Genomic DNA, 16,549 nt, shown 5'->3' with positions numbered 1-16,549 from the left:
GTCATCCTTTCGCGACCGCCTGTCAGTCAGGACGGTCACGCCATTCAAGCACAAGCTGGGTCTGCGTCACAATCGCCGCGACCTTGTTGTCCTCGCGCATGATCTGCGTCTGCCAGACCTGTGTGGTCTTGCCGCGATGCAGGGGCTCGGCCACGGCGCGCACGGTTTCCCCCATCCGTACCGGGCGCATGAAGTTCGTCTTGCTTTCGATGGTTGTGGTGTTGCGGTTTTCGGGAAGGTTCAGAATGGTTGCAACGCCGCCGACATTGTCTGCCAGCCCCATGATCGCACCGCCATGCAGCACGCCATTGGTATTTGCCAGGAAGGAGGTGACCTTCATTTCGAACTCGACCCGGTCCGGCGTGGCCAGTGTCATGCGTGCGCCCAGATGTTCGGCAAAATTTGTCCGTACTCTCGCCAGTCTGATGTCAAGGTCGTCCTGATGCTGCATCGATCCTCCTGACGCTTTTCGCCATATCGGCCTGACAGAAGGGATTTGGCAAGCCCGCGATCATGCCTTGCCACATGACACGAGCTGGCTGCGATACATGCGCGCGCGTGCGCCGACCTTCGAGGCAACGCGCATCAGCCAGCTCTTGGACCGATAGGATTTGCGCGCATATCCCGTGCGGCCTTCGTGATAGGCCAGATATTGCGATGTCGCGTCCCACTTCGAAATGCCCAATGCCCGGGTCGAGCCATCCATGTACCAGCCCATGAAATCAGTCGCATCGCTGATGTCATTGCGTTTGGCGCGGCGGTTTCCGGTTTCTGCCTTGTATTCTTCCCAGGTGCCGTCCAGTGCCTGGGAATATCCATAGGCACTGCTTTGCCGACCAATGGGAATCACCCCAAGCGCATATTGATGCGGGGTTCTGGCGTCCGCGACGAATTTCGATTCCTGATGGATTGCGGCCATCTGAACGTGAACGGGAATGCCCCAGCGCCGCTCTGCCTTTTTCATCGCGCGCAGATAGGCGGGGCGCTCGGCGACAATCGCACAGGCATTGTCCAGATTGCGCGGTGCCTTATGTGTGCCGCCTCCACATGACGCGACGAGCCCGACGATTGCGAGTTTCAGAAACCTGTTCATCCTGCCCTCTGGTCGTTTTCACGCGATACTAGGGGAAAATGACCAGAGGGGAAATCACAAACCCTGAAATCAGACCGAGATGACGGCATTGACCGCCCGCTGCCACGCGGAATACCGCCGATCCCGCAGCGCCTGATCCATGGCGGGTTCGAAGCGCCGGTCCAGACGCCAGGCCTTGGCGTATTCTTCCGGGGCGGGGCACAGACCGGCACGATATCCGGCAAGCCAAGCCGCACCCTGTGCCGTTGTTTCCGTGTTCATGGGGCGGTCCACCGGCGCACCCAGAATATCAGCCAGGAACTGCATCGCGGGTTCGCTGGCAGTCATGCCGCCGTCAACGCGCAGCACCGCATCGCCTGCTCCGTTCCAATCCGCGCGCATGGCTTCCAGAAGGTCGCGTGTCTGGAAGCCGACGCTTTCCAGTGCGGCGCGGGCCAGTTCGGCAGGGCCGGTATTGCGTGTCAGTCCAAAGATCGCACCCCGCGCATCGGGTCGCCAATGTGGCGCTCCCAGACCCGTGAAGGCGGGAACCATGATGATCTGCTGGCTGTCTTCGGCAGAACGGGACAGCTCTTGCGTTTCGCCAGCCTCGCGGATCATCTTCAGCCCGTCACGCAGCCATTGTACCACTGCACCGGCGATGAAGATGCTGCCTTCCAGCGCAAAGGTGGTCTTGCCGTCCAGACGGTAGGCGATGGTCGTCAGCAGGCGGTTTTCCGAGGCGACGGCCTGATCGCCGGTATTGAGCAATGCGAAGCAGCCTGTGCCATAGGTCGATTTCATCATGCCGGGCTGGAAACAGGCCTGACCGACCGTAGCTGCCTGCTGGTCGCCGGCAACACCCAGAATCGGGATGGCACGGCCGAACAGGTCGGGGCGGGTCTCGCCGAACTCGGCCGCGCTGTCCTTGACCTCGGGCAGGATTGCCTTGGGCACATTGAACAATTTGCACATGGCATCAGACCATTCGCCCTTGCGAATGTCATAGAGCATCGTTCGGCTGGCATTGGTGGCATCGGTGACATGCTCCTTGCCGCCTGTCAGTTTCCAGATCAGGAAGCTGTCCACCGTCCCGAACGCCAGTTCGCCCCGTTCGGCACGCGCACGGGCGCCATCGACGCGATCCAGCATCCATGCGATCTTGGTGGCGCTGAAATAGGGATCCAGCAGCAGGCCCGTTGCAGCCGTCACTTCGGGTTCTGTACCCTCGTTCTTGAGCCGCGCGCAAATGTCTGCGGTGCGACGGTCCTGCCATACGATCGCGCGATGAATGGGTTGCCCCGTCTGGCGGTCCCAGATGAGGACCGTTTCCCGTTGATTGGTGATGCCAATGGCGTCGATGCGCGGGTTCCCGGCCTTCTCGATCGCACCACGTGCGGTCGCCGCACTGGTCATCCAGATGTCGTCCACTTCATGCTCGACCCATCCGGATTGCGGAAAATGCTGGGTAAATTCCTGTTGGGCGGCGGCCTGTACCTGCAGGTCGTCGCTGAATACCAGCGCGCGCGATGATGTGGTTCCCTGATCCATGGCAAGAATTGTCATCGCGGCTCTCCTATGTTCGTTTCTTCTTCGTCCAAATACCCGGAACGATTGCCTCGCGGCACAGTCGGATCAGGGTATTTGAACAAAGAAGAAGGGCGTTCGATCCTGCGCGCCCTCTTTCGCTGCGGTTTCAGATAAAGGCAAATCATCGATTCGTCACAGGTGATCGCGGGCGGATTGCCGTGTTCTCACGCGGCCTGTCTGGCGTTGGTCATCCATGCGTCAATCGCGGCGATTTCCTCGGCGCTCATGCGCAGGCCCAGTTTGGAACGGCGCCAGACGACGTCATCGGCATGGCGCGCGAATTCATGGCTCATCAGCCAGCGGAGTTCCGCTTCGGTCAAGGTGGCGCCGAAGTCGCGCCCCAAGTCGCTGGCTTGTACTGCATCGCCCAGAATGCTTCTGGCATCAGTGCCATAGGCCCGCACCAGTCGCTTTGCCCATTTGGGGCTCAGGAACGGATAGTCGCCTTGCAATCGGGCAATTTGCTGATCAACACTGTCCACGGGAAAATCGCCGCCAGGCAGGGGGGCGCCAGCGGTCCATGCGGGCCCAGCCTTGCTGAAATGGGGCAGCAGCTTTTCCATGGCGTGTTCCGCAAGGCGGCGGTAGGTGGTGATCTTGCCGCCAAAGACGTGCAGGCAGGGCGCGCCCTTTTCGTCCAGCGACAAGACGTAATCACGTGTCGCGGCGGTCGCGGATTTGGCACCGTCATCATAGAGAGGGCGTACCCCGGAATAGGTCCAGACGATCTGATCGGTCGTGACCGGTTTCGCGAAATATTCCGATGCGAACTTGCAGAGGTATTCCTGCTCTTCCGGGGTGCAGGTGGCGTCAAGCGGGCTGCCGTCGTGGTCGCGGTCGGTCGTGCCGATCAGCGTGAACTCATCCTGATAGGGGATCGCAAAGATGATCCGCCCGTCGCCGCCCTGGAAGAAATAGGCCTTGTCATGGTCATAGAGCTTCGGCACGACGATATGGCTGCCCCGGACAAGACGGACGGTTTCGGTGCTGTCCAGATTGGCGACTTCGCGGATCACGCGGCCGACCCAAGGGCCACCGGCATTGACCAGCGCGCGGGCGTAAAATATCCGCCCGTCATCGAGCGTGATCCGCCAGTTGCCGTTTTCGCGCACGGCTTCGGTCACCTTGGCGCCCACCATGATATCGGCACCCTTCTGCGCAGCATCGCGCGCATTCAGCGCCACCAGCCGCGCATCATCGACCCAGCAATCGCTGTATTCATAGGCCTTTTGCAGGCGATCTTGCAGCGGTGCACCCTCGGGGCTGTCTTTCAGCGAAAGCGAGCTTGTTCCCGGCAGGATCTTGCGCCCGCCCAGATGGTCATAGAGGAACAGCCCTGCGCGGATAAGGAAATTCGGGCGGTGCCCCTTGTTCCATGGCATCACCATGGCCAGAGCCTTGCTGACCGGCGTGTCCGATTCAAAGGTCATCTTGGGGTCCAGCGGCAGGACAAAGCGCATCGGCCAGCTGATATGGGGCATGGCCCGCAGCAGGGTTTCGCGCTCTTTCAGCGCCTCGCGGACAAGCCGGATTTCAAGGTATTCCAGATAACGCAGGCCGCCATGAAAGAGCTTCGTCGATTTCGAACTGGTCGCCTGGGCCAGATCACCCATTTCTGCAAGACGGACGGAAAGGCCGCGCCCGGCAGCATCGCGGGCGATGCCGCAGCCATTGATGCCGCCGCCGATGATGAAGAGATCGGTGATATCAGCCATGGGGCCCTCCTGTCTGCGCCAATTCGATCATGGAAATGCGCGTTATGTCAACTTGAATCTTCGTTTTGGCGCGTTTTCATTCGAATTGACAAAAACCGCACATGGCGCTTTCGTGAGGGCAGAGCAAGCCGGGATTGTGAAAATGGTACTGAATATCCGTCAACGTGAAATCCTTGATCTGGCGCGGGCCGCGGGACGGGTTGGTGTCGAGGAACTGGCCGAGAAATTCGATGTGACCTTGCAAACCATCCGGCGCGATCTGGGGGAATTGTCGGATCAGGGCATGCTGGACCGGGTTCATGGCGGGGCGGTGCTGCGCAGTGGCGTCAGCAATATCGGCTATGAGGAACGACGCCGCATGCATGACGCTGCCAAGGCGGCCATTGCGCGCGCCTGTGCGCGCCAGATTCCGGACAACAGTTCGGTCATTCTGAACCTGGGAACCACGACCGAAGCCGTGGCACGCGAATTGCTGAATCATCGCAATCTGACCGTGATCACCAACAACATGAATGTCGCCAATATCCTTGTCAGCAATGAAAGCTGCGACATCATGGTTGCGGGTGGCGCGTTGCGGCGGTCGGACGGGGGGCTTGTCGGGGATCTGACGACGGAATTCATGGCACAGTTCAAGCCCGATTTCGCCATCATCGGCACATCTGCGCTGGATGGTGATGGCGATCTGCTTGATTTCGACATGGCCGAGGTGCGGGTCAGCCGCGCGATCGCTGGCCTGGCGCGCAAGACCTTTCTGGTCACCGATATCAGCAAGCTGGAGCGTTCGGCCCCGGTCAGGATCATTTCGATGGCTGAACTGGATGCGGTTTTTGTCGACCGCCCCCTGCCTGCGCGTCTGATGGAAAAATGCAAGGACTGGGAAACACAGGTGGTGATCGCGGAATAGGTCCGGAGTCAGCGTTCCGGATTCAGCAGGGCATTCAATGCCTCGATATCCTGCGAGCCATGGTCGCGCAGGATCTGTTCCAGGCGCCGGAAATGCGTCAGAACCTCATGTCCGGTCGGGGTCAGGACGGCGCCACCGCCCCCGGGGCCGCCACGGCTGCTGTCGACCAGCGGGCGGATGAAGCCGGTATTCATTTCATCCACCAGTGACCATGCGCGGCGATAGCTCATGCCCATTTCGCGTCCCGCGGCAGAGATCGATCCGGTTCTGGCGATGAGTTCCAGCAATTCGGCCTTGCCCGGACCCAGCACGAGCGCGGGATCATATTGCAGGCGCAGCTTGATGCGGGGCTGTTTCATGCTATCGCGCCGGCATCTTGCCCGCGAGGGCCCTGACCAGCAGGGCCGCGCGCTGACGGTGCATCATTTCATGGGTGCAGGCGAAGGCCTTGTCGCGCGCCGCGCCGGCCATCTTCTGCAGGCGCGCGGGGGTCAGGTCGGGTGCAGACAGGCCGCGCGCAAGGTCGGCGGGATCGCCGCGTTTGACCAGGATGGCGTTTTCTCCGGCCGTGGTGACCTCGCAGTTCCCCGGAGTGTCCGAGGCAATGACGGGCACCCCCTGCGAAAAGGCATCCAGAATGACGCGAGGCTGTTCGTCGCCGATCGTGGGCACCAGAACGGCGTGATAATTGCGAAGCAGGGGCAGGAATTCGGTCGCATAGGCGACCTCGGGCAGCATGGTAAGCCGGACATGGCGAGAGGTCGCGGCAAATCGGGTGAAGTCTTTGGCCATTGCTCCGCTGCCGACGATATCGATTTCCAGCGAATGGCCCTGATCTTCCAGCTGGCGCAGCGCGGCAAGCACCGTTTCGCTTCCCTTTTCCACCGTCAGGCGCGAGGCCAGCAACAGCCGCAATTGCTCTGGCTTGTCGCGCCAGCTGGCCGTGACCTCTTCGACGGACATCACGTCTTTCTGCCTGATCCAGGATGCCGGGGTGACGGCGGATACCGCCCCTGGGCGGACAGGCAGGGACTGGGCATAGGAACGATGTGTATAGATACCCAGGGCGGCGTGGGACGCGGACCAGCGGGCGAAACGCTCGGTGGCGGCGGCCTCGATGCGCCACCGCAGGCTGGCCCGGGTGCCTTCGGGAATGCGCCAGAAGGCGCTTTCAATGGCGATGATCAGGGGAATTTTCCGCCTGACGGTCATGGGGTTCAGCAGGACTCCGGGCGGAATCGGCCAGCCTGCGACGCCGCTGTGAACCACATCTGCGTCCCGCAGCAACTCGCGCATGACGTGCCGCATCCGGGGCAGGGCCCGCGGCAACTGCCGTCGGCCTGTCAGAACCGGACCGCTGGCGACAAAGCGCAGCCTCTGTCCGGGGCCGGTGATGACGGGCAGCATGTCAGGTTCGGGTGGCCCTGGAAGCTGCGCGGCCAGAATGGTCAGATCGGGGATATATTCCAGATGCATCATCAGGTCGCGATGCCACAGATCGCCGACCCAGACCTGCCCCGAAGGGTCGCGGTGAAAGGGAACCAGCGAACTCAGGATGTAACGCCGATCGGCCAGCATGTCGCGGCAGGTCGCAAACTCATCACTCATGGGGCAGCCCGGTTGCGGATTGTTCGGGGCCACGATAGGGGCTTTCCGCCCAAGTCGCAATTTCACCGGTTAACGTTGCGACAGAATTCAAACAGTGCTTTGTCAGATCATCGTCCGCGCCTATGATTTCCTCCGAGGAAGCGGAGGAGGCAGAGCCAATGTCCGGCAACGATATCGTCATTCTGTCCGGTGCGCGCACCGCAATCGGAACCTTTGGTGGCAAGCTGGCCGCCCTTACCCCCATCGAACTGGCGACCATCGTGACGCGTGCCGCGCTGGAGCGGGCAAATGTCGCGCCTGACAGGATCGGTCAGGTCGTCTTCGGACATGTCATCAATACCGAACCGCGGGATGCCTATCTCAGCCGGGTCGCAATGCTGGACGCGGGCATTCCCGACACCACTCCCGCGATGAATGTGAACCGTCTGTGCGGTTCGGGCGCGCAGGCCATCGTCTCTGCCGCGCAGGCGCTGATGCTGGGCGATGCCGATTTTGCGGTGGCGGGTGGTGCGGAAAACATGTCGCGCGCGCCCTATGCCCTGACAACGGCACGCTTTGGCGCGAAGATGGGCGACCAGAAGGTGCTGGACATGATGCTGGGGGCGCTGACCTGTCCGATGGGCACCGGGCATATGGGCGTCACCGCCGAGAATGTCGCCGCCGAGCATGATATCTCGCGCCAGGCGCAGGACGAATTCGCGCTGCAGTCCCAACGTCTTGCCGCCCATGCCATCGCCGCCGGACATTTTCGCGACCAGATCGTTCCGGTCGAAATCCGTACCCGCAAGGGCGTCGAACTGTTCGATACGGATGAGCACCCCAAGGAGACCAGCCTTGAAAGGCTGGGCGGGTTGAAACCGGTCTTCCGCAAGGACGGGTCGGTCACGGCGGGCAACGCAAGCGGTATCAATGATGGCGCGGCGGCGGTGGTGCTGGCGCGGGCGGATGCCGCTGAAAAGGCCGGTCTTGTTCCGAAGGCGCGAATCCTGGGCTATTCGGTGGCTGGCGTGCGCCCCGAGGTCATGGGCATCGGGCCGGTTCCGGCGATTGAGTCCTTGCTGAGAAAGACCGGACTGGCGGTGCAGGATTTCGACATCATCGAATCCAATGAGGCATTCGCGGCGCAGGCTCTGGCCGTCAACAAGGGGCTGGGTCTGGATGCCGCGAAGGTCAATCCCAATGGTGGCGCGATTGCGCTGGGTCATCCGGTTGGTGCAACCGGCGCGATCCTGACGATCAAGGCCCTGTACGAGTTGGAACGTCGCGATGCCCGGCGCGCCCTGATCACCATGTGTATCGGTGGCGGACAGGGCATCGCCCTGGCCATCGAGCGCTGCTGAATCGCCGGGACATTCGGTTCCATCCTTGCCATGCGACGGGCTGTCCGGTGACGGGCAGTACGCTGCAACACGATGGATTTGCAGCGGGATGATCCGAAATCCTGCTGAATTACCTGTATCTTTGGACAGGTTTGCGTCGCGGGTAATTGACCAAATGGTCTGAATGGTTGTTGGTGAGAACACCAGCCGCAGAGTGAGGGTGCGGCGGGGTGTGTTGTTAACGAGTTCGGTCGCTTTGCGGCCATTGTGCGAGGATGTTCAATGCCGGACTATGTCGAGACCTGGGGTCTGATTGCGCCCACAACTGTGGCGTCCAATGTCCTTCTGGCCGGATCGACCCTGACCACTGCTGACTATACTGATGCGCTGTATATCGTGGATGATCCGGCCAACGGGCCCGGCGGTGAAATCTACGACAATGATTTTCTGGGCCTGAGCCCTGACCCGGATACCAGCCTGTCCCAGCCCAACGAGGGTTTCGCCGATTCCGATGGCGGCCCGATCGTGGCCATCGAGGAAATCGGCAGGTTCAACGACAGCACCGTGACCCTGAACAATGGCGCGACGCTGACCGTGCCGATGTATGCCTTCCGGCTGACCGACGGCAGAACCATTCTGCGCGTTCATGATTTCGAGCTTGCCGGCTTCAACAATGCCGGATTTTCCCTGGAAGATATCCAGAGCATTACCCTCAGCGGTGCAACGGAATACGAGCATCTGACCAGCGTCGAGGGATTCCGCTTCGACCTTCCCTTTGCGGTGATCTGCTTTGCCGATGGCACCCTGATCGAGACGGAACATGGCCCGGTGGCGGTCGAGGATCTGAAGCCGGGCATGATGGTGCGCACGGTCGATCACGGCTATCAGCCCCTGCGCCTTGCCCTGGGCCGTCAGATTGACGGGGTGATGCAGCGCAAGAACGACAAACTGCGGCCGGTGCATATTACCGCCGGGGCACTGGGCCACGGTCTGCCCCATCGTGATCTGCGTGTTTCACGCCAACACCGGATGCTGGTATCCTCGGTCATCTGCCAGCGGATGTTCGGCACCTCGGATGTGCTGGTGCCTGCGATTCGCCTGACCGATCTGCCCGGTATCTATGTGGATGAAAGCTGCGCGCCGGTGACCTATTTCCATCTGCTGTTCGATGATCATGAGGTCATTTTTGCCGATGGTGCCCCCGCCGAAAGCTTTTTCGTCGGAGAGCAGGCCCTGCGCACCCTGACGCCTGAAGCGCGCGAGGAACTGTTGACGCTGTTCCCGGATGCCGTGGCGCAAAGCAAGGCGGCCTTGCCCGCGCGGCATGTGCCCTCGGGTCGGCGCGCGCGGCGTCTGATCGCGCGCCATGGCAAGTCGGGCAAGCCCGTCGTCCAGCCGTATATCTGACAGGGGCTGCCTTCAGCGACAGGATCCCGAGAAAAGGAAACGGGCCGCCTAGATATGACGGCCCGCGAGTTCCACGGAGATGGCCCGGTTAGGGATGGAAAAAATCCGTCCGGTCCCAATCAAGGTTTACGACCCAGAGGGCTGCCTCTAGGCCACGGCCCCCCTGACTGTTCCGACACCTCTCTCCACTATCACTCTCGACACTGGACCACCTCCTTTCAAAAAGTTGCCGTTATGATTGAAAGGGTGCCATAGATCGAAATTCTGTCAATCAGATTTCTTGGTTTTTGCGCAACAAATTGCGGACGATGATGCGGAAGGGCACAAGAGCAAGTAGCGCAAGCGTCAGTTTGACCAACCAGTCAGCAGTTGCCAGCGAAACCCACAAAGTGGTGACGGGACCGAAGCCCAGCAGCGGAACGGCGTCATTCGACCAGCCTGTATTGACGTCTGCGGGCAGTGCCGCCGAAAAGGCGATGCCGAAGAACAGCGCCGTATCGACGACAGATCCGATCAGCGTCGAGGCCAGCGGTGCCACCCACCAGCGGGCTTTGCGCAGCATGTCGAAAATGGCGATGTCCAGAAGCTGCGCGACCAGAAATGCGGTGCCTGAACCGATCGCGATGCGCAGGGTCGTGCGGTCGAAACCGGCAGCAACCAGCGAGCAGACGACCCCGACAACGAAGCCGGCGATCACGATCCGCCGCGCAGGTGCCGCGCCATAGACGCGGTTCATCACATCGGTGACCAGAAAGGCGAAGGGATAGGTGAATGCGCCCCAGGTGAGCCAGTCACCGATGACGAATTGAACGAGGATGTTCGAGGCCACGACAATGGCGGCCATGGCAATGATGCCGGGAAGGATGCGGGTCATATCGCGGGGTTTCCGTTTTACAAGGTGGCGGAAGAACTCGGCCCCATGCCGGCGAATGCCGATGCGGGACAGGGCGCGCATACGCTTTCACCCGCGTCTGGTCAACTGTTGCCGCCGCGTCGGTTTCTAGTCGCGCAGCCGATATTCGACCAGTTCGGTGCGCTGAACGATCAGGAAATTGTCGTCCGAGATCAGGGTCAGGCGGATACCCAGCCCGTCCTGCCACACGGCCAGCCCCTCCAGATTGTCATATTGCAGGGGCTGGGTCGTCAGCAGGATTTCCTCGTCTTGCGGACCATCCGGGGTCAGGCGCATGCGACGAACGCGTGAAGAGAACCCCAGCAGGCCGTGGAAATCCCGTTCCAGCAGGTAGAGATATCCATCCGGTCCGAAATCGGCCCCCACCGCCAGCCAGCGCGGATCGCGACGGATCGTGCCGTATCTGCTCCATGTATCATCGGTATATCGCAGAACCGGAAAGGGTTGGTCCTCCCGTGCCGATTTTTCCGGCAGGCTGTAAAGATCGCCCTCTGCGTCGATGGCCAGCGCCTCCAGTCCGGCGTTCAGGCGCATTCCGGGCAGTTCCGGTGGCCTGGCATGCAGCGTGGCCGCGGCATCGGGATTGTCGAAACTGGCCAGCCGGTCCAACCCCTCGAATGTCACCCAGATCGTGCCGTCAGCGGCAACCGCCAGCCCCTCGCTGTCGCCCAGATAGCCGGGTTTCAGCGGGGTGCCCTTGCTGTCTTTCAGCTGAGCGCGGCCGGCCACGCCGACTTCGCGGATCCGCCCCTCGGGGTCACGATGAAGGCTGCCCCAATACAGCCAGGCCCGATCACTGAGCGCGTGGAATTCATGGCCATCGGGGCTGATCTCTATGCCGGAAAAGCCGCCGAAGCTGCGCTCATTGCCGCGCCAGACATAGGTGCCCACATATTCCAGCGTCGTGGCCGCCGCAGGGGCGGCGATCACGGCCAGCGACAGGGAAAGCCGGGCGATCAGGGCGCGGCAGCGACGGTGCGGCATTGTTGCGGCAGTTCGCTCAGCCGGAAGCTGCGCGGATGACGGTAATTCGGATTGGGTGGCGAGGGTTTGACGCGGCTGGGATCGATGCGGTTCTTGATCCATTCCGCAGCTTCGGCGCAGCCGTCGCCCGGCGGTGGGGCGTCCTGCTTTTGGCAGATCGACCCTTTCGGGCAACTCATCCGGATGTGGAAATGATAGTTGTGGTGGTTCAGGGGACGGACCTTGCGCAGCCAGTTGCGGTTGCCGGTCTCCATCTGGCACATGGCGACCTTGACGACCGGGTCGACGAAAATCCGTTCCACCCGGCGGTCCCGCGCGGCGGCGCGGATGATCGACATATGGCCCTGGTTCCAGTATTTCGTCAGTCCCGTGCCGCGTTTGTCCACGACCGAGACCGAGGACAGGCTTTCGCGCTGTGCTGCAGACAGGTTCAGGGAACTGGGCGGCAGCATCCAGACATCTGCATCCAGCCCCATCTGGTGGCTGGCATGGCCGCTGAGCATCGGCCCGCCGCGCGGCTGGCTGATGTCACCGATATACAACCCCTTCCAACCCGATTTCTGCGCCGCCTGGGACAGGCCGATCAGAAGGTTGATCAGATCGGGATGCCCCCAGTTGCGGTTGCGCGACAGGCGCATGGCCTGCCAGCTGGGGCCGGTTTCGGGCAGTTGGGTCAACCCCTGCGCGCAGCCCTTCGAGTAATAGCCGATCGAGACGGCCGGCCCCCTTGAAGGCTGGCTGAACCGGCCAAAGATGTCCTTGGCAAGAGGCTCGGCCATGGCCGGAGCCGAAAGCCCGGCGATCACGATGGCGGCGGCTGTCAGGAACTGGCGGATCATGGGGCGACCTCTCCTTCGGGTTTGACCCACAGTAGCAGAATCATGGCCAGAAGGAACATGCCGATCAGCGGAGAAATTCCGACCCTTTGATTCCCGGTCATATCGGTGACGACCGCGATGAACAGCGGGGCCAGGAAGGCCGTGGCCTTGCCAGACAGGGCGTAGAGGCCGAATCCTTCGGTTGCGCGCTCGGGGGTGGTGTGGCGGACCATCATGGTGCGGCTTGCCGCCTGCATTGCACCACCGGCACCGCCGATCAGCGCCCCGCAGAAAAAGAAGATCGCATCAGGCATCTGCAATCCCGCGATCACCGGCTGATCGGGCAGGGCAAACCCGTAGAGGGCCGTCCGGTCCATGCCGACCACGGTGACGCAGACCGCTGTCAGCACCAATATGCAGGCAATGATCACCGGTTTCGGTCCCCAGCGTCGGTCGGCGCGCCCGCCCAGCCAGCTGATGAGGGCGGCCGATATGGCGCTGATGACACCGAAGACACCGGCCAGAAAGACCGGCCATCCCAGCACGGTTCCGGCATAGACGCCGCCAAAACCATAAAGCGCGTTCAGTGCATCGCGTGACAGCATCGAGGAGATCAGCCAGTTGGTCAGACTGCGCCGATGTCCGAGGCTGCGGATCAGCGCCCAGAGATCGGCCATGGCCACGCCCAGGCGGATTGGCTGGCGGAGGCCCGCAGGTTCCTTGACCCAGAGGAAGAAGGGAATCATGAACAGCATGTACCAGATGGCAACGAAGGGGCCGACGATGCGGGTGCCCTCGCGCAGATCGGGGTTCAGTCCGAACAGCGGGTCCAGACCGATCAGGGTCTTGCCGTCAGGGGTTTCCTGAAACAGCGCCAGCATCACGGCCAGGGACAGCACGCCACCGGCATAGCCAAAGGCATAGCCGGTCCCTGACAGGCGGCCGATCTCGTCGCGCGGGGCCAGCCCCGGCAACAGCGCATTGGTGAAGATGGTCGCGAATTCGACCCCGATCAGGCCGATGCCGAACAGGACGACGGCCTGCACCAGCGCCGGTTGCTGTGGCATCAGGAACCACAAGCCGCTGGATCCGATCACATAGAACAGCGAAAAGAACCAGATCCAGGGCATCTTTCGCCCCGATGTATCGGCGATGGCACCCAGCACCGGGGCCAGCACGGCAATGATGATGCCGCTGACCGAAAGCCCGTATCCCCAGAATGTCTGCGCGCGGGCCCCGGCAAGGGTCTGGCCAAGGCCCAGATCCTGAAAATGCTGCTGCGCGACTTCCGAGAAATAGACCGAGAAAATGAAGGTCAGCAGCAGCGTGTGGAATGGCTGGCTGGCCCAGTCAAAGAACCACCAGCCCCAGATCCGCCTCTTGTTCATGCCGCCGTCCCCCTGTCGCGCTGCCAGCGCAGATAAGGACAAAGCGGGTCAGGCTGGCAAGTGGGCTTTCGCCTCGGGTGGTATTTCGGGTGGCCAGGGGCGGGTGGCGTCGGCCTTTATCCAGGCCTGCACCCAGTCGGGCAGGGGCGGGCTGTCGAAGGTCATGTCCAGCGCCTCCATGATGCGCGAGGGCGCGACGATCCCCTCGGAAGAGGTGACGGCCGATCGCAGCAGCATGTGGTTGCAGCATTCACCGCGCCGCCACATGGATTGCTCCATGTAGATGAAGCGGTGGTCCCAGCCGATCACGCGCGAGACCATGGTGAAACGGTCGAACATGCGGATGCGGCGGCGATAGCGGGTCGAGTTTCCTGCGACCGTAATGCCCCAGCGCTTTTTCCGCATGACCGATATCAGGCCGGTCCGCTGCGCCATCGGAATGCGGCCCAGGTCATATAGGGTCAGCGTGCGGCCGTTGTTCAGTTCGATCCAGGGGTCCAGATCCCAGGGCCAGCAGATATGGGTCGAAACATGCGCCTCGATGGGGCTCAGCGGCGGCGCATTGCGGAACTTGATCATTTCCTTGACAAAACGGATCAGCGGATACATCGGCGGCCTCATGTTCGAACGGGTCAGCCCTGCTCTGCCCTCTCGAAAAGGTCAACCTCGACGCTGCGGCAACATGCTTGCGCCCGCGCGCCCTCGCGGCCATACAGGGTCGGATCATAAAATGAGGGTATTATGGGAACGCTCTACGAGGCCTTGCAACTGATCCTGCAAGTGGTGTGGTTTATCATGATCGCCCACATCATCATGTCATGGCTGATCAATTTTCAGGTCCTGAACCTGCGCCAGCCGCTGGTGGCACAGATCTGGGATGGTCTGTCGCGGCTGCTGGAGCCAATCTATACGCCGATCCGCAACCTGCTGCCCAATACCGGCGGGCTGGATCTGGCGCCCCTGGTGGTCTTCATCATCATCATTGTTCTTCAGCGTGCCCTGGCCAATAACGCCGGCTTCTTTTACGGCATGTGATGCCCACGGACCTGCTGCGCCAGGTCTGGGGCTTTGACGGCTTTCGCCCCGGGCAACGCGAGATCGTCGAGACCGTGGCAAGCGGGCAGGACGTGCTTGCGATCATGCCGACGGGCGGGGGCAAGTCACTTTGCTATCAGTTGCCCGCCCTGATGCGCGAAGGGGTGACGGTGGTCATCTCTCCGCTGATTGCGCTGATGCGCGATCAGGTGCGCGCATTGCGCGAAGCCGGGGTTTCCGCCGGAGCCCTGACCAGCGGCAACACGCATGACGAAACCGATGCCGTCTTTCAGTCGCTGGAACAGGGGGCGCTGAAGCTTCTGTACATGGCGCCCGAACGGCTGGCCTCGGGGGGCACCCTGCAGTTGCTGCGCCGCGCCGGAGTCACGGCCATTGCCGTGGACGAGGCGCATTGCGTCAGCCAATGGGGGCATGATTTCCGCCCCGACTATCTGCGCATCGGCGAATTGAAGCGCGACCTGGGCGTACCGCTGTCCGCCTTTACCGCCACAGCTGATGCCGAGACGCGGGCCGAGATCATCTCGCGTCTGTTCGATGGTCGCGATCCGGCGATCTTCCTGCGCGGCTTTGACCGCCCCAATATCCGTCTGGCCTTTCAGCCCAAGGACAGCCCCCGCAAGCAGGTGATGAATTTCGTCGCGGCGCGCCGGGGCCAGTCGGGCATCATCTATTGTGCCAGCCGCGCGCGGACCGAAACGCTTGCGCAGGCGCTCAATGAGGCCGGGCACAGCGCCGTCGCCTATCATGGCGGCATGGAGGCCGAACCCCGGCGTCATGTCGAGGGCCGCTTTCAGCGCGAGGACGGGTTGATCGTGGCTGCGACGGTGGCATTTGGCATGGGCATCGACAAGCCGGATATCCGCTGGGTCCTGCATGCCGATCTGCCCAAGTCCATCGAGGCCTATTATCAGGAGATCGGTCGCGCGGGGCGTGATGGTGATCCGGCCGAGACGCTGACCCTCTATGGCCCCGATGATATCCGCTTTCGCCGCATGCAGGTGGATGAGGGGCTGGCGGAAAGCGCCCGAAAAGGGGCCGACCACGCCCGCCTGAATGCCCTGCTGGGTCTGGCCGAGGCCACGGGCTGCCGCCGCCGCCGTCTGCTGGCATATTTCGGCGAGGATATGGCCGAGGATTGCGGCAATTGCGATCTGTGTCTCAACCCGCCGAAACTGTTTGACGGAACCATGGCCGTGCGCAAGGCGCTGTCGGCCATGCTGCGCACGGGTGAATGGTTCGGCAGCGGGCATCTGATCGACATATTGACCGGGAATGACACCGAGAAGGTGCGCGATCGCGGGCATGACAAGCTGCCGACCTTCGGGGTCGGGCGCGAATTCAGCCGTGGCCAATGGCAGGCGATCTTCCGGCAGATGATGGGGCTGGACCTGTGCCGCCCCGATCCGGAACGCCACGGCGCCCTGCATCTGACCGATATGGCACATCCGATCCTGCGCGGGGAAAGCAGCGTGACGTTGCGCCATGATACGACGCTGAAGGCCAGGGGCGGCAATGTCGTCAAGACGCAGGTTTCGGAAGAGGACGAACCCTTGCTGTCGGCGCTCAAGGCCAAGCGGCGCGCGCTGGCCGAGGCAGGCGGCGTGCCCGCCTATGTGATCTTTCCCGACCGGACGCTGATCGAGATGGCACAGCGCCGCCCCGCCACCCTGGACGAGATGGCGCATATAAACGGCGTGGGCGCCAAGAAGCTGGAACGCTATGGTGATGCCTTCCTGACCGTCATTGCCGGTGAACAACCCGAGATGCACCCGCAC

The 16,549-nt window shown here is 62.1% G+C and carries 16 protein-coding genes (1 of these 16 cut by a window edge); 5 read left to right on the top strand and 11 right to left on the bottom strand.

Annotated elements, in window-relative coordinates:
* Positions 1-22 precede the first annotated feature (22 nt).
* The 4 genes from JHW44_RS00150 to glpD form a co-directional block, all read right to left on the bottom strand.
* Positions 23-451: a PaaI family thioesterase gene (locus tag JHW44_RS00150; protein ID WP_089345316.1), complete on the bottom strand. Its 429-nt coding sequence runs from the start codon at positions 449-451 to the stop codon at positions 23-25.
* A gap of 60 nt (positions 452-511) precedes the next feature.
* Positions 512-1,093: a transglycosylase SLT domain-containing protein gene (locus JHW44_RS00145; protein WP_089345315.1), complete on the bottom strand. Its 582-nt coding sequence runs from the start codon at positions 1,091-1,093 to the stop codon at positions 512-514.
* A gap of 69 nt (positions 1,094-1,162) precedes the next feature.
* Entirely contained in the window at positions 1,163-2,638 is a 1,476-nt protein-coding gene (gene glpK / locus JHW44_RS00140; RefSeq protein WP_089345314.1) for a glycerol kinase GlpK, read from the bottom strand.
* 188 nt (positions 2,639-2,826) lie between these two features.
* A complete protein-coding gene (gene glpD / locus JHW44_RS00135) occupies positions 2,827-4,377 on the bottom strand; it encodes a glycerol-3-phosphate dehydrogenase (protein WP_089345313.1) in 1,551 nt (516 codons plus the stop codon).
* 142 nt (positions 4,378-4,519) lie between these two features.
* Between glpD and JHW44_RS00130 the strand changes: the two genes are divergently transcribed.
* Complete coding sequence (locus JHW44_RS00130; protein ID WP_089345376.1) at positions 4,520-5,281, top strand: DeoR/GlpR family DNA-binding transcription regulator; 762 nt, start codon at positions 4,520-4,522, stop codon at positions 5,279-5,281.
* 8 nt (positions 5,282-5,289) lie between these two features.
* Here JHW44_RS00130 and JHW44_RS00125 read toward each other — a convergent pair whose 3' ends face one another.
* Positions 5,290-5,640, bottom strand: coding sequence for a winged helix-turn-helix domain-containing protein (locus JHW44_RS00125; RefSeq protein WP_089345312.1), 351 nt, complete (start codon positions 5,638-5,640; stop codon positions 5,290-5,292).
* Between the two features lies 1 nt (position 5,641).
* Entirely contained in the window at positions 5,642-6,889 is a 1,248-nt protein-coding gene (locus JHW44_RS00120; RefSeq protein WP_089345311.1) for a glycosyltransferase family 4 protein, read from the bottom strand.
* Positions 6,890-7,047: 158 nt separating this feature from the next.
* Here JHW44_RS00120 and JHW44_RS00115 point away from each other — a divergent pair, with 158 nt between their 5' ends.
* Together JHW44_RS00115 and JHW44_RS00110 are read left to right on the top strand one after the other, a co-directional pair.
* A complete protein-coding gene (locus JHW44_RS00115; RefSeq protein WP_089345310.1) occupies positions 7,048-8,229 on the top strand; it encodes an acetyl-CoA C-acyltransferase family protein in 1,182 nt (393 codons plus the stop codon).
* Positions 8,230-8,490: 261 nt separating this feature from the next.
* The gene (locus JHW44_RS00110) at positions 8,491-9,615 is read left to right on the top strand and encodes a Hint domain-containing protein (protein WP_089345309.1); all 1,125 of its coding nucleotides are present in this window, start codon (positions 8,491-8,493) and stop codon (positions 9,613-9,615) included.
* 271 nt (positions 9,616-9,886) lie between these two features.
* On the opposite strand, the gene JHW44_RS00105 is transcribed toward JHW44_RS00110, so the two are convergent.
* The 5 genes from JHW44_RS00105 to JHW44_RS00085 form a co-directional block, all read right to left on the bottom strand.
* The gene (locus JHW44_RS00105) at positions 9,887-10,489 is read right to left on the bottom strand and encodes a queuosine precursor transporter (protein WP_089345375.1); all 603 of its coding nucleotides are present in this window, start codon (positions 10,487-10,489) and stop codon (positions 9,887-9,889) included.
* A gap of 126 nt (positions 10,490-10,615) precedes the next feature.
* Positions 10,616-11,512, bottom strand: coding sequence for an esterase-like activity of phytase family protein (locus JHW44_RS00100; protein ID WP_089345308.1), 897 nt, complete (start codon positions 11,510-11,512; stop codon positions 10,616-10,618).
* On the bottom strand, positions 11,485-12,351 hold the full coding sequence (gene mepA / locus JHW44_RS00095) for a penicillin-insensitive murein endopeptidase (RefSeq protein ID WP_089345307.1): 867 nt from the start codon (positions 12,349-12,351) through the stop codon (positions 11,485-11,487). Before mepA ends, JHW44_RS00100 begins: the two co-directional genes overlap by 28 nt.
* Complete coding sequence (locus JHW44_RS00090) at positions 12,348-13,718, bottom strand: MFS transporter (protein ID WP_089345306.1); 1,371 nt, start codon at positions 13,716-13,718, stop codon at positions 12,348-12,350. Before JHW44_RS00090 ends, mepA begins: the two co-directional genes overlap by 4 nt.
* Before the next feature lie 48 nt (positions 13,719-13,766).
* The gene (locus JHW44_RS00085) at positions 13,767-14,327 is read right to left on the bottom strand and encodes an acyl-CoA thioesterase (RefSeq protein ID WP_089345305.1); all 561 of its coding nucleotides are present in this window, start codon (positions 14,325-14,327) and stop codon (positions 13,767-13,769) included.
* A 132-nt stretch (positions 14,328-14,459) separates the two neighbouring features.
* Here JHW44_RS00085 and JHW44_RS00080 point away from each other — a divergent pair, with 132 nt between their 5' ends.
* Together JHW44_RS00080 and recQ are read left to right on the top strand one after the other, a co-directional pair.
* Positions 14,460-14,753 carry a YggT family protein gene (locus JHW44_RS00080; RefSeq protein ID WP_089345304.1) on the top strand — a complete coding sequence of 98 codons (294 nt, stop codon included), beginning with the start codon at positions 14,460-14,462 and terminating at the stop codon, positions 14,751-14,753.
* A protein-coding gene (recQ, locus tag JHW44_RS00075) for a DNA helicase RecQ (protein ID WP_089345303.1) crosses the window boundary here: on the top strand, positions 14,753-16,549 show its 5' portion. The gene runs 237 nt beyond the window's last position; the window shows 1,797 of its 2,034 coding nt (coding positions 1-1,797); it begins with the start codon at positions 14,753-14,755; its stop codon lies beyond the right edge, outside the window. Before JHW44_RS00080 ends, recQ begins: the two co-directional genes overlap by 1 nt.

Origin of the sequence: Paracoccus seriniphilus (assembly GCF_028553745.1) — a bacterium.
GTDB lineage: Bacteria > Pseudomonadota > Alphaproteobacteria > Rhodobacterales > Rhodobacteraceae > Paracoccus > Paracoccus seriniphilus.
The sequence above is the reverse complement of the archived record's forward strand: the minus strand, read 5'-3'. Positions and strand labels throughout refer to the sequence as shown.